At 39.6% G+C, this 13,350-nt stretch carries 11 protein-coding genes and 2 pseudogenes; 8 read left to right on the forward strand and 5 right to left on the reverse strand.

What is annotated here, in order from left to right; translation table 11 throughout:
• The 3 genes and pseudogenes from ACKXGF_RS07920 to ACKXGF_RS07930 form a co-directional block, all read left to right on the forward strand.
• Positions 1 to 780, forward strand: coding sequence for an enoyl-CoA hydratase-related protein (locus tag ACKXGF_RS07920; RefSeq protein WP_411953263.1), 780 nt, complete (start codon positions 1 to 3; stop codon positions 778 to 780).
• A gap of 45 nt (positions 781 to 825) precedes the next feature.
• Complete coding sequence (locus tag ACKXGF_RS07925; protein ID WP_411955569.1) at positions 826 to 2,328, forward strand: acyl-CoA carboxylase subunit beta; 1,503 nt, start codon at positions 826 to 828, stop codon at positions 2,326 to 2,328.
• An 87-nt stretch (positions 2,329 to 2,415) separates the two neighbouring features.
• A pseudogene (locus tag ACKXGF_RS07930) lies at positions 2,416 to 3,714 on the forward strand (FAD-binding dehydrogenase); the annotation flags it as partial.
• Positions 3,715 to 3,830: 116 nt separating this feature from the next.
• On the opposite strand, the gene ACKXGF_RS07935 reads toward ACKXGF_RS07930, so the two are convergent.
• A complete protein-coding gene (locus ACKXGF_RS07935) occupies positions 3,831 to 4,901 on the reverse strand; it encodes an IS30 family transposase (RefSeq protein ID WP_411953264.1) in 1,071 nt (356 codons plus the stop codon).
• A 105-nt stretch (positions 4,902 to 5,006) separates the two neighbouring features.
• Here ACKXGF_RS07935 and ACKXGF_RS07940 point away from each other — a divergent pair.
• A pseudogene (locus tag ACKXGF_RS07940) lies at positions 5,007 to 5,366 on the forward strand (FAD-binding protein); the annotation flags it as partial.
• Between the two features lie 291 nt (positions 5,367 to 5,657).
• Here ACKXGF_RS07940 and ACKXGF_RS07945 read toward each other — a convergent pair.
• A protein-coding gene (locus ACKXGF_RS07945) for an IS3 family transposase (protein WP_411953265.1) occupies positions 5,658 to 6,985 on the reverse strand; the annotation gives its coding sequence in 2 pieces (ribosomal slippage) (positions 5,658 to 6,607 and positions 6,607 to 6,985; 1,329 coding nt in all).
• 212 nt (positions 6,986 to 7,197) lie between these two features.
• Entirely contained in the window at positions 7,198 to 9,144 is a 1,947-nt protein-coding gene (locus ACKXGF_RS07950) for an AMP-binding protein (protein WP_411953266.1), read from the reverse strand.
• 204 nt (positions 9,145 to 9,348) lie between these two features.
• Between ACKXGF_RS07950 and ACKXGF_RS07955 the strand changes: the two genes are divergently transcribed.
• The 3 genes from ACKXGF_RS07955 to ACKXGF_RS07965 are packed head-to-tail and all read left to right on the forward strand — an operon-like array spanning position 9,349 to position 11,024.
• Positions 9,349 to 9,903: a TetR/AcrR family transcriptional regulator gene (locus ACKXGF_RS07955; protein ID WP_411953267.1), complete on the forward strand. Its 555-nt coding sequence runs from the start codon at positions 9,349 to 9,351 to the stop codon at positions 9,901 to 9,903.
• Positions 9,904 to 9,961: 58 nt separating this feature from the next.
• Positions 9,962 to 10,804, forward strand: coding sequence for an MFS transporter (locus tag ACKXGF_RS07960; RefSeq protein ID WP_411953268.1), 843 nt, complete (start codon positions 9,962 to 9,964; stop codon positions 10,802 to 10,804).
• Position 10,805: 1 nt separating this feature from the next.
• Positions 10,806 to 11,024, forward strand: a complete 219-nt coding sequence (locus ACKXGF_RS07965; RefSeq protein ID WP_411953269.1) for a hypothetical protein — start codon at positions 10,806 to 10,808, stop codon at positions 11,022 to 11,024.
• Positions 11,025 to 11,254: 230 nt separating this feature from the next.
• Here ACKXGF_RS07965 and ACKXGF_RS07970 read toward each other — a convergent pair whose 3' ends face one another.
• Both ACKXGF_RS07970 and ACKXGF_RS07975 read right to left on the reverse strand, forming a co-directional pair.
• Positions 11,255 to 11,821, reverse strand: coding sequence for an NADPH-dependent FMN reductase (locus ACKXGF_RS07970; protein WP_411953270.1), 567 nt, complete (start codon positions 11,819 to 11,821; stop codon positions 11,255 to 11,257).
• A gap of 15 nt (positions 11,822 to 11,836) precedes the next feature.
• Positions 11,837 to 12,892 (reverse strand): LLM class flavin-dependent oxidoreductase, encoded by a 1,056-nt coding sequence (locus tag ACKXGF_RS07975; protein ID WP_411953271.1) that lies wholly within the window; start codon positions 12,890 to 12,892, stop codon positions 11,837 to 11,839.
• Positions 12,893 to 13,050: 158 nt separating this feature from the next.
• Between ACKXGF_RS07975 and ACKXGF_RS07980 the strand changes: the two genes are divergently transcribed.
• Positions 13,051 to 13,266, forward strand: a complete 216-nt coding sequence (locus ACKXGF_RS07980; protein WP_411953272.1) for a hypothetical protein — start codon at positions 13,051 to 13,053, stop codon at positions 13,264 to 13,266.
• Positions 13,267 to 13,350 lie beyond the last annotated feature (84 nt).

Genomic DNA, 13,350 nt, shown 5'->3' on the forward strand with positions numbered 1-13,350 from the left:
ATGCGTACAGTAACATGGGAAATGCAAACCAACTATGTTGGTATTTTGTATTTAAATCGTCCTGATGCAGCAAATGCTTTTTCAACACAGCTTATTGAAGATTTTCATCATGCACTAGATGAAATCGAGGCTCATGAAGATTTACGAGCTTTAATAATAACAGGAAAAGGTGAGAAGGCATTTTGTGCAGGTGCTGATTTAAAAGAGCGTCAAACGATGACAGAAGATGAAGTTGTTAAGACAGTTCGTTCCATTGGTGGCCTTGTACGTCGTGTCGAACAGTTATCAGTACCAACGATTGCAGCCATTAATGGTGCTGCTTTCGGGGGTGGATTAGAGTTATCACTAGCCTGTGATATTCGTGTAGCAAGTGATAAAGCGAAAATGGGGCTTACAGAGACATCATTAGCCATTATACCAGGAGCAGGAGGCACACAACGTTTAGCTAAGCTAATCGGACTTGCTAAAGCGAAGTACTATATATTAACTGCGAAACGCTTCGGTAGTGAAGAAGCGCAATCAATCGGCTTGATTGAAGAAAATGTGAGTCATGATAAACTAGTAGACCAGGCTGTTACTTTAGCTAATCAAATCTCAGCCAATGGACCAGTTGGTGTTCGTGCTGCTAAACAAGCGATTGAACGTGGTTATGAACGCGATATAGCAACAGGTCTTGAAATTGAGAGACATTATTATTTAACGACGATCCCAACTGAAGATCGTTTAGAAGCTTTACAAGCATTTAAAGACAAGAGACAACCACAATTTAAAGGAAAATAAACAGAAAGGGTGATTTAGGTGGCATTTGAAGAACAACACCAAGCGATGCGCGAACGAATCGAAAAAGGTGGCGCAGAGAAATACCACGAGAAAAACGCCGAAAAAGGTAAAATGTTCGTCCGTGACAGACTTAACATGCTTTTGGATGACGATTTAAATGTTGAAGATGCTTTCTTTGCTAATTGCGTTGACGAATCTTTACCAGCCGATGGGGTCGTTACTGGACTCGGCAAATTAAACGGGGAAACAGTCGCAGTGATGGCAAATGATTCAACGGTTAAAGCTGGATCTTGGGGAGCTCGCACAGTAGAGAAGATCATTCGTATACAAGAAACAGCCATGAAATTAGAAGTCCCTATGTTATATTTAGTGGATTCAGCTGGAGCAAGAATTACAGACCAGATTGAAATGTTCCCGAATCGACGGGGCGCAGGTCGAATATTTCATAATCAGGTGAAAATGTCCGGACGTGTCCCACAAGTTTGCTTGTTATTCGGTCCATCAGCAGCCGGAGGAGCATACATACCAGCCTTTTGTGATATCGTTGTCATGGTTGAAGGTAATGCTTCGATGTATTTAGGTTCACCACGAATGGCTGAGAAAGTAATTGGAGAACAAGTATCACTGGAAGAAATGGGCGGAGCCAAAATGCATTGTTCTGTTTCAGGTGTTGGTGACGTGTTAGTCGAAAGTGAACAAGAAGCGATTGACTATGTACAAAAATATTTAACTTATTTTCCGCAAAACTTTAGAACGCAACCGAATGAACATGAGACAGTTGAACCAGGACAATTCGACAAGACCATTAGCGATTTAATCCCAGAAAATCAGAATGCTCCGTTCGACATGTACGAGTTAATCAATCGTTTGATTGATAACGACAGTTTCTGCGAAATCAAGCGTGAATTCGCTAAAGAGTTGATTACAGGATTAGCTCGAATCGACGGTAAATCAGTCGGTATTATTGCTAATCAACCACGTCAAAAAGGTGGCGTCTTATTCCATGATTCAGCTGATAAAGCCGCTAAATTTATCCAATTATGCGATGCCTTTAATATCCCGCTCGTTTTCTTAGCTGATATTCCTGGGTTCATGATTGGAACCAAAGTAGAGCGAGCAGGCATTATTCGCCATGGGGCTAAAATGATTTCGGCTATGAGTGAAGTAACCGTACCTAAGATTTGTGTTGTTGTACGAAAAGCATATGGAGCTGGCTTATATGCCATGGCAGGGCCAGCGTTTGATCCAGACGTCACTATTGCACTTCCGACTGCACAAATTGCTGTCATGGGACCAGAGGCAGCTGTTAATGCAGTGTATGCGAATAAAATAGCCGAATTACCAGAAGAAGAGAGACAAGAATTTATTAAAGAAAAACATGAAGAATACAAAGAAAATATCGATATTTACCGTTTGGCATCCGAAATGATTGTTGATGACATTGTTGAACCAAACAATTTACGAGGTGCTTTAACGCAACGACTTGATGTTTATCAATCGAAGAACGTACAATTCACAGAACGTAAACACGGTGTTTATCCGGTATAATGATTTTTGGCAGCATGGCATAGACCTAATATAGGTTTAGCTATGCTGTTTTTTATTTATCTAAAAACTATTGTTGGGTGTGATGGAATGAAATACGATGCCATAGTAATCGGCGCTGGTTTATCAGGGCTTGTTGCAACATCAGGAATTGCTGCTTATGGGAAACACGTTTTATTACTTGATCAAGAACCAGAATCCTCGTTTGGCGGCCAAGCATGGTGGTCATTTGGTGGTTTATTTTTAATTGATAGTCCTGAGCAACGTAGAATGGGAATTCGAGATTCATATGAATTAGCTAGACAAGATTGGTTGGGATCAGCGGCATTTGATCAAGGAGAACATGATTATTGGGGAAAACAGTGGGCTGAAGCCTATTTGGACTTTGCAGCAAATGAGAAACGACAATGGCTCAAAAATTTAGGCATTAGTTTCTTCTCTGTCATTGGCTGGGCTGAACGTGGAGGATACTTGGCTGATGGCCACGGCAATTCGGTTCCTCGATTTCATATTGTATGGGGAACAGGCCCAGGGATTCTAGATCCTTTTAAAAAGCTTGTATCAAAATACATTGACGGCGGCTTAGTGACGTATCTACCACGTCATCAAGTTAATTCACTACTTAAAGAAAATAATGCTGTTGTAGGTGTAGAAGGATCTGTCTTAGTTGATGACGAAAGCGAGCGCGGTGAAAAAAGTAGTCGAGAAGTAAAGGATTCATTTCACTATAAGGCTGATCATATCGTGATTGCAACAGGCGGGATCGGAGCTAATTTTAAACTTATAAGAGAAAATTGGCCTGAACGTCTTGGGCCACCATCAAAGCAAATGATCTCAGGTGTACCAGACCATGTCGATGGCAAGATGATACAAAAAGCAGAAGAAAGTGGTGCTAACGTCGTTAATAAAGATCGTATGTGGCATTACACAGAAGGAATCAAAAATTATGATCCCGTATGGTCCAATCATGGCATACGAATATTACCCGGACCATCATCTTTATGGCTTGATGCTGAAGGTAATCGTTTACCGTCTCCTAATTTTCCAGGCTTTGATACACTCGGAACATTAGAGAGCATTATGAAAACGGGATATGATTACTCGTGGTTTATTTTGACACAGAGTATAATCGAAAAGGAGTTTGCATTATCTGGTTCTGAACAAAATCCTGATTTAACTGGTAAAAGCATTAAAAAAGTGTTAAAGCGAGCTTTACCAGGAGCACCTGGACCAGTGGAAGCTTTTAAAGAACAAGGTGAGGATTTTGTTGTCGCAGATAATCTATCGGAATTAGTGACTGAAATGAATCAACTAATTGGCGAAAATTTGCTAGATGAACAGCATATCCTATCACAAATAGAAGCACGAGATCGTGAAATGGATAATCAATCCTAAATTTCAAGTACAAGTTAGCCACTGGGCCAGCCCCTGCTATGGGGAGATTGTGAATAGATGAAGAGAGTTGACGCTCTCCCCCCTAGGGGGGAGCGAAATGTCACAACTATCTAAGCTATTGCCTTGACCTCTGTCATGAGTGCTTCCTGTGGCGTGCGATAATTGAGCTGTTTCCGCGGATAGGTATTCATCCACGTTTGTACGCGTAAGGTTTGTTGCTGACTCACTTGACTGATGGGGTGACTTTTCGGTATAAACCGTCGAATCAATTTGTGCTGATTTTCGCTGGTGCCGCGTTCATAAGATGCATAGGGATGACTAAAATAGACTTGGGTCGTTTCTTTTAAATCCGTTTCTAACGTGCTGAACTCCGACCCGTTATCTGACGTGATGGTTTTAAACATGGCGCGCATGTCTGTGCCGGTTCGCTCGGCCAGTGACTGAACGGCTTTTGAAATCGATGATGCATCCTTTCGGTCGACTTTAATAACGCATTCAAACCGTGTTTTACGCTCGGCCAAGGTGAGTAATACCTCATCATCTTCACCTTTAACGCCCAGTACCGTATCAATTTCCCAGTGTCCGAACTCTGCTCTGTCTTCAATATGTTTCGGCCGCTCTTCAATGGAAGTACCTAACTTGCGCTTATTTTCTTTACCGTGCCGCCCGGTCTTTCTAGGTGCGCGACTGACTTTCTCAAGCAGGTCAATATTCTTCGTCCGCATAATGCCGATGTTGATCCAATGATAGAGTGTGGTAGTGCACGGTAGTAAGGCTTGGGCATACGGAAAATGGACTTTCAAATAACCGACGACAGCGTCTGGAGACCATCCGTCCTGAAGCATCTTGGTATCCGCCCATTCTATGAATGTAGGGATACCAACCCATTTCGGTATACGCCCGCAGTTTAACCGATTTTCTTCGTACTGACGTTGGCCGACATCTGGGAAATAAACGGGATGCGTATAGCGGTATGTTTTGCCATTTTGTTTCTGTTCTCTTGCTTGCGTCACCGAACCCCGTTTAATCTCATTATTGATTGTTTGCGGCGCACAGCCTAATACTTTGGCGATTTGACGGTGAGAATAGCCTTCCTGCTTTAACACTTGGATTTTTGACCGTTCATCCGCGCTTAAGTGTTTGCCCTTAGTGCGGGGCATGTTATCATTAAATGGCGTCATGTGATTTCATTCCTTTATTGAGTGTTGTGGTTAACTTCAATATAACATGAAATTCACATGGCGTTTTTTATGACTTAAGTGGCTAAGTTCATTATAAAATCCACCATGGATAATCAATTTACGAAAGACTTACAAATTACAGCCTTACGTGGATCACGTTTTTACAAAGGGGATAAACTCATTCGTACGGCCAAACCACATAAGCTTTTAGATCCAAAACATGGTCCGTTAATTGCAGTTCGTTTAAATATTTTAAGTCGAAAAACACTTGGAGGCCTACAAACTAACTTATCAGGACAGGTGTTAAACCAACAAGAAGAACCAATTACAGGACTGTATGCAGCTGGTGAAGCATCAGGATTCGGTGGTGGAGGTATACATGGTTACCGGGCATTAGAAGGAACATTTTTAGGAGGATGTTTATTTACAGGAAGAATCGTGGGTAAAACAATCGGAAACAATTGACCATAATTATATTATGTAAACTTATTGATTTAGTTTCGACGGAACTTAATAAAAGAAGGGAGGAGCTTGGTGAGAAAACACGTATTTGGAGTTTTATCGATCACCATAGTCATAATAAGTATTGTCTTTTTTTTCTTATCAGAGGACCAAATGCGAACATTGAGCTAGGAATTGGTGTATTTACAGGACTATCGATCATTGGCATCAGTGAAAACTAAATGATCACACCAATTATTAAAACCGCTCAGAAATTTGAACTGTACCCTTAAAAGTGGACAATTTAATAAAAAACTAGGCGGCTAAAAGGTGACCTCGATATTGATTCGGGGTCATCTTTTTTAGTGTCCATTGGTATCTTGATGAATTGTAATAGGCTATATAGTCATGAATCATTATTTTAACCTCCTCCATCGTGTGACAAGCTTTGATGTCTATGTCATCTTTCAAATGACCGAAGAAAGATTCCATTGGGGCGTTATCCCAACAGTTGCCTTTGCGTGACATCGATTGGGTGAATCCCATGTCTTTAAGCTGTTGTTGAAAAATGGGATGCGTATAGTGAAAGCCTTGGTCAGAGTGAAAAAAGCTCTCAGGTGGCATTTCAAAACCATTCTCAACTAAATGCGTTAACGTTTCATAAACGATGTCCATTCTTAAAGACGAGGACACGTGGTGTGCTAGAATTTCATGTGTCGCCGCATCTTTAATAGCTGAAAGGTAAGATACGTTTCCATGACCATCATATAAATACGTGATGTCTGTTAATAATACCTTGCCAGGTTCATCTTGATCAAACGCCCGATTCACGAGATTATCACATGTTTTATGTTCTTGTGTTGCCTGAGCCATTTTCTTATAGGGATTAGCTTGTCTCACTTTCGTGATTAAGCCATATTTCTTCATGATCCGCCGAATTTTCTTGAGATTCATGACGATACCTTCATCATTCTCCAGAATCATTTGAATGGTTTGCGCCCCTGCCTTGCCATTGAGTGATAAGAATATATCTTCAATCAATTGAAACGCCTGTTCATCTTGTCGTTCAGCTTCTTGCCTAGCTGGCTCGTTTTTGAGCCATTTATAATAGCCGCTTTGACTAACCCCTGCTAATTGACATAAATGCGTCGTTACTCCATTTAATTGGTACATTCTCATGGTTCGTTCAATGATTTCATATGTCTCACATGGCTTTAACGGTGCTTCTTCATCGCCTGCCTTTCGCGTTCGTCGAGCTTTTTTAGAAAATCATTTTCAGCTTCCAAATATTTGATGCGAGCTTCAGCTTGCTTAAGTTCTTCTTCAGGTGTTAGATCTTGTTTAGACGGTCGACCTGTTGCCCCTTTGCCTCGTCGTTCTGTTCGAAACCCTTCTTTGCCATAAGTATCGTACGTTTTGCGCCAACGTTTTAGACACTGTTGGGGCTTGGCATATCCAATGCTGTCGAGGTCAAAACCATGTTCAACAAATATCTGTTGAGGCCCTTTGCCATTCAAATTTTCCTCAACAGCTTGGACCTTAAATTCTGAGTTGTAGGAGATCGAGCGATCTGAAACTTTATCGACGTATGGGTTTTGTTCAAGCCGTTCCATTTGTTTAGCTGTGAATATCGTTTGACTCATGTTCAATACCCCTTTCATTGACATCCGTTACAGACATAGAGGCTCCTGTAAGAAGCAGCATGTCTGGCTCCTGAGGTCTTCCTTTAATCTGATTCATTCCATTATAACAGGGGGGTGTCCATAACATAACAAACCCCAGCTAGGGACTTTTTTTAATAAGTCCACTAACTGGGGTATAGTTCAATTATAGTCTGAGCGGTTTTGTTTGCTAATTAATTTGTCTGTTTGCCTATTTCGCGAATTTGATCGACGACATGAGGATTTTCTAACGCTGATAAGTCACCTGCGTCTTTATTTAAGTAGGCAGCTTTAATCGCACGTCGCATCACTTTTGCATTTCGAGTTTTCGGTAGGTCATCGATTATATGACATGTTCTTGGTGCAATTGCTTTACCTAAACGGTCAATCGCGTGATTAATTAGCTCATCTTTTAACTTTTCTTCATTATAATCTTCGCCTTTAGGTACAACGAAAGCAACTGGTTTCTCGCCTTTAACGTCATCTGGAATACCAATCACACCAGCTTCTACGACATTATCATGTTCAACAAAAATTGATTCTAATTCTGCTGGACCTAATCGTTTTCCAGCGACATTTAACGTATCGTCTGATCGTCCAGTGATCGTGTAAAAGCCTTCGTCATCTTGAATAACCCAGTCTCCGTGAACCCAAGTATCTTCAAAACGATTCCAGTATGTGTTTTCATAGCGCTCATTTTCTTTGTAAAAACCATTTGTCATGCCAACCCATGGCTGTTTAATGACAAGCTCACCAACTTCGTTTTCAACACGCTCACCATCTTGATCATAAACATCAACATCCATAGCTGGTAAGGCTGCATTGAAGCCAACTGGAGCAATCGGTTTCACCAGTACATTGCCAAAAATGCCTCCTGAAATTTCTGTTCCACCTGAATAATTAAAGATAGGAATACGACGCCCGCATACTTTATCGAATAACCACATCCATGGTTCTTCATTCCATGGTTCACCTGTTGATCCAATTAATTTAAGCGATGATAGGTCATGTTTCGTCACGTAGGACTCATCTAATGTCATGAGTGTTCGAATCAGTGTTGGTGCAATACCAAGATGAGTGACGTCATGACGTTCTACAATATCCCAAATCCGATCGGGCTCAGGGTAGGTAGGAGTCCCTTCGAACATTAAGATTGTAGCACCGTTTAATAAACCGCCGTAAACTAAGAATGGACCCATCATCCAACCCATATCAGTAAACCAGAAAAGCGTATCACCAGCTGAGACATCCATGGTAATTCCCGCATCAAACGCTGATTTGATCGGAAAACCATTATGTGTATGTAGGGCACCTTTTGGTTTACCAGTGGTACCAGACGTGTAAATAATCATATAAGGGTCATTGCCGTTCGTATGGACTGATTTAAATGAATCATTGGAAGAACGAACATCATGCCAACGAACATCAACGTCATCATTCCAACTCACATCATTTTGTGCATGCTCAACAACAAAAACTTTATCAATAGAAGAAGTTGCTTGGACTGCTTCAGAAGCATCATCTTTTAAATTAACGGTTTTACCGCCGCGATGAAAGCCATCTACTGTTATTAAATATTTGGCTTCTGCAGCATTAATTCGTGTTGCAACAGCTTCTGCTTTATAGCCAGAAAAAGCAGGTGAGAAGATCGCACCAATTTTGGAAATAGCAAGCATGGCAATCGTCGTCTCAGGGATCATGGGCATATAAATTGTAAAAATATCACCTTTTTGTGCACCTTGATCTAACAAACCATTAGCCACACGATTCACTTCTTCATCTAACTCTTTAAACGTGAATATGCGTGTGTCTCCAGCATCACTCTCCCAAATCAAAGCATGTTGGTTTTGATAACCTGGATTATGTGCCCATTTTTCCACTGCATTATAGGCAACATTCATTTTTCCATTTACATACCACTGAGGATACATCACACCATTTGTTAAATCTAATGCCTGGTCATAAGGATTAAACCAATTAATATCAAGTTCTTGTTCTGCTTCGTGCCAAAAAGTCGCAATATCTTGAACAGAGTATTGATGAAATCGATCGTAATCTTCGAAACCAAGGCGATTCATCATCTGATAAAGACGGGTATTCGTTAAATAGCTTTCACTTGGATGCCATACTGCTTTTGTCATAACAACTATTCACTCCGTTTCTGTTAAGTTATTAATCTGACACTTATTATAACTTAGATTATCAATTGTGAGAAGGTTATGAATAAAAGCGGTTACATTTGATTTTTGGCATAAGTCTTAGGAATTGACACTAATTCAGATTGATTGCTAGAGTTTGGATTAGAATGACCGTTCTATCTAATTTACAGTGAAGGTGGTATTTAAATGAGCTATTCTGTTAAACGTGAACAATTAATTCGGGTAGCTGAAGATTTATTTTATCAATATGGGTTTCGTGGTGTTGGCTTAAAGCAAATTATTCAAGAAGCGAATGTGGCAACGATGACGTTGTATAATCATTTCAATTCTAAAGATAATCTCGTTGAAGAAGTATTGAGACAACGTGAAAGTAGGTATTGGACGTATCTTGATTCATATGTTGAGTCAGATTCTGATTCACCATTTATTCTTGCAGTGGGAGCACACGGAAAATGGTTGAAAAAAGAGTCTTATCAAGGCGATATGTTCCTTAGAGCAATAGAAGATTATTCTGGTGAAGATAACGAAATCGAGGCGATCGCAAGGGGACATAAAGTAAAACTATTACAGTATTTTAAGAAACTTGCCCAAGCAAAAGGGAAGGACCACGATCATGATCTAGCGCATCAACTGACACTATTATTAGAAGGAACAACATCTATGACGACTTTAATTGGTGCTGAACAAGCAACCGAACATTCTATTGCCATGGCTCGCATCCTTGTGCGACAAGCGTCATAGTTTCTATAACTAATAGTAGAAAAGACGTTCTATCTATATATGTAATAAGGATGAAGTCGTGTTGCGCTTCTCACAACTTGTTTTACCAGGGGTTACGATGATTGCTGTCACATATGGTTTAGCTCGTTTTAGCTTCGGATTATTACTACCGGACATTAACAGCACCTTAAATATGTCTGAGTTTACATCAGGGTTGATCTCGTCATTATTTTATTTAGCTTATTGTTTTACTATTATTTATTCAACTGTTTTAACGACACGAGATGGTCCGAGAAAGATGATTCTATTAGCAGGTGCTGCAGCCGTAATAGGACTTATGATTATTACTGTGACTCCGAATGTTTGGATTTTAGGAATTGGCGTATTACTTGCAGGCAGTAGTACAGGATTAATTTCACCACCATATGGAGCTGCTATTTCATTATGGATTAATCATGCTGAGCAGGGTAAAGCAAACACATGGATTAATTCAGGTACAAGTCTAGGTATTATTCTATCAGGATTGGGTGCCATTGTTTTATCACCAAATTGGCGTATAACTTATCTGATCTATGCCATATTAACGTTCATGGTCTTGGTTTGGAACTACCGTGCCATTCCAAAAACAGAGAGAACATCATTTTTCCAGATAGGTGAGCTTTCAATCAAAGGCGTGAAGGGCGCTATTCCACTCATTATTGCAACACTTATTCTAGGTGTTTCTACAGCAGCATTTTGGACTTTCTCTCGTACATTTATAGAAATAGCGGGTCATTATCCTGATTGGCAATTATCATTTTTTTGGGTAATGATTGGAATCTTTGGAATTCTAGGAGGTTTTTCAGGATCACTGATTGAAACAATTGGTTTACCAACAGCATATAAGGTAGGAGGGCTTGTTTTAGTTAGTATGGGGAATTAAAGTGTTTATTACTAACGCATCATTAGGTATAGAGATTCCGTTTTTATTGCTAGCATTAGGCCAAGTTTTCGGTTCAACGTTAGCAGGGACGTGGATTAGTATATGGAGTTATAGTACAACGTTTATGATCTCTGGTGTGATTGGATTAATTGCAATCTTGATTGGACCTAAACAAACGGTTACTCATAAGCAAATTAGAGAAGATCAACAACAAATATAATGATTGTGTAACTATTATATAAGTTTCGTGTAATGGTTGTATAAGCATTAAAAACAGGCGCAAAATACTTAATTCACGGTAACAAGCGCCTGTTAAACTATATCATTAACTTGGTATAATCAATGTTATGTAAACCTAAAGATAAATTTAATTAGACCAATTTAGTACGTACATCGCTAAATATAATAAATCCTGATGCTAAATTGTTGATTTAACATCAGGATTTCTCGTTAAAAATCGTATTGATCCTCTTTCGCTTGCTTAATTTGTTGATACGTCTCACTCAGTATAATTGTATCTTCAACTAAGCGATCAATTCGTGCTAATACGTCATCATTAACAATTTGTTTCTGATCAAAATCTATTTCTTCAATAAATACATATGATTGCACAATTTGTGCTTTCATATAACCTAATATAGATTTAAGTTGTTGTTCTAATATTAAGTAATGCTTTGCTGATCCAGCTGTTGCTAACATGCCAACAACTTTATCGCGAAATGCATCGACTGGTAATAAATCAAAAATATTCTTTAATGTTGCTGGAATCGATGCCTGAAAAATTGGCGTTCCGATGATGATCGCATCAGCTTCCATAATGGTTTGTGTGACACATTTTGTGTCACCTGGATAATCTAAATAATGTCGGCCATCACTAAATTGGATGTCATAATCTTTTAAATCAATTAAGGTGGTTTCGATCTCAGGGTATTGCTTTTCTAAAGATGCAATTGTATAATCCATTGCTGTTCGTGTTTTCGAACCAACAATAGACCCTGACAAAGCAACAACTTTCATACTCTTCCCCCTCCTCTACTGTTTTGTATATTTCCTAATTGCTGGTAAAATCTCTGAACCGATTAAATCAATATTCCGTTTTAATTTATCGAACGGCATCCCGCCAAAATCCATTTGGGCAATATAACGCTGATGGCCATACAATTCATGTTGATATAAAATCTTTTCAATGATCTGTTGCGGACTGCCGATATTCATAACATTGTGAGGATCAGCGCCTTGAGCAAAGTTTTGCTTCGGAAAGCCTTGACCGTTCGTTTTCTTCATCCCTTCATTAATATGCGGATATAAATCTTGTAGTGCCTGTTGAGACGACTCAGCTGCGTAGAAAAAGCCAGCTGTTGCAACGGGCAACTCATCTGGATTATGTCCTGCCTGTTTTGCTGCATCGCGGTAAGCATCAACTGTGCGTTTAAATACTGATGCTGGCCCTCCTAAATGAGCCATAAACATGGGTACACCAGCATAACCCGCCTTCACAGCACTTGATGGCGATCCACCAACCGCGCGCCAAATCGGTAATGATCCATGTTTAGGTCGAGGAATTACACGAGCCTGATTAAGCGGTGCTCGGTGCTTCCCTTGCCAAGTGACTTCTTCTTGTTGATTAATTAAATTCAGCAGTTCAAATTTCTCTTCATACAACTCTTCATAATCTCGTAAAGGATAGCCAAGTAATTCAAAGTTACCAATACGCGAAGCACGACCAGCAACAATTTCCGTACGGCCATCCGAAATTAAGTCCACCGTTGCAAAATCTTCAAAAACGCGTACAGGATCCAAAGTACTGATAATTGTAGAAGAACTAGCTATTTTAATCTTCTCCGTTGCTTGGGCGATTGCACTAAGTACGACAGAGTGAGCCTGCGTCGTAAAATAATCTTGATGACTTTCTCCAACGCTAAAAAAATCTAATCCGGCTTGCTCTGCAAGTTGTGATAATTCAATGATTTCATTCAAACGAGTCTGAGCGGAAATCCTTTCACCAGAATGAGGGTCTGGTAAATGATCACCTAATGTATATAAACCAAATTCTAATCCTTCATTAGGATTAATACGATATTGTTTCATGTGTTATCACCTTTCATCTATTTTGTCTATAGACTATTAAACCTCTTATATACTACTCATTTTTTATTGAATTGGTTATTAGAACAAGTAGTTTAGCTTAAATCACCATAAGATATAGTATCCTGATCGGGAAAATCTATTTAACGGAGGTGTTAACTATGAGTCAAAATAGACAATCTGCTGTATGTCAATTACTCGAAACACTTAACCCAGGTACACCTGTTAATGAAGTCTTTGTAAACGGTGAATCTGAACCAGCACAATATTTTGCATCGCTTGATTCTGATTCGAATCTAGCTTATTTCGTTCAAGATGACGACGATTTATTAGTTGCTGACTGTAACCGAATCGATATGATTGAAATTGACACTTAATATGTCTATTTCTGGGAGGGAGCCAATGCCATTGGCTCCCTTCTTTTTTGAACAAATTGGGCTTTGTTACATATGATAATATAA

Source organism: Alkalibacillus sp. S2W, from assembly GCF_046764385.1.
Lineage (GTDB): Bacteria > Bacillota > Bacilli > Bacillales > Alkalibacillaceae > Alkalibacillus > Alkalibacillus almallahensis.

Excerpts from the sequence above, each read along its gene's own strand:
- ACKXGF_RS07925 (WP_411955569.1), top strand. The coding sequence starts at position 826 with ATGCGCGAACGAATCGAAAAAGGTGGCGCAGAGAAATACCACGAGAAA.
- ACKXGF_RS07970 (WP_411953270.1), bottom strand. The coding sequence starts at position 11,821 with ATGAAAGTTGTTGCTTTGTCAGGGTCTATTGTTGGTTCGAAAACACGA.
- ACKXGF_RS07955 (WP_411953267.1), top strand. The coding sequence starts at position 9,349 with ATGAGCTATTCTGTTAAACGTGAACAATTAATTCGGGTAGCTGAAGAT.
- ACKXGF_RS07980 (WP_411953272.1), top strand. The coding sequence starts at position 13,051 with ATGAGTCAAAATAGACAATCTGCTGTATGTCAATTACTCGAAACACTT.
- ACKXGF_RS07975 (WP_411953271.1), bottom strand. The coding sequence starts at position 12,892 with ATGAAACAATATCGTATTAATCCTAATGAAGGATTAGAATTTGGTTTA.
- ACKXGF_RS07950 (WP_411953266.1), bottom strand. The coding sequence starts at position 9,144 with ATGACAAAAGCAGTATGGCATCCAAGTGAAAGCTATTTAACGAATACC.
- ACKXGF_RS07920 (WP_411953263.1), top strand. The coding sequence starts at position 1 with ATGCGTACAGTAACATGGGAAATGCAAACCAACTATGTTGGTATTTTG.
- ACKXGF_RS07935 (WP_411953264.1), bottom strand. The coding sequence starts at position 4,901 with ATGACGCCATTTAATGATAACATGCCCCGCACTAAGGGCAAACACTTA.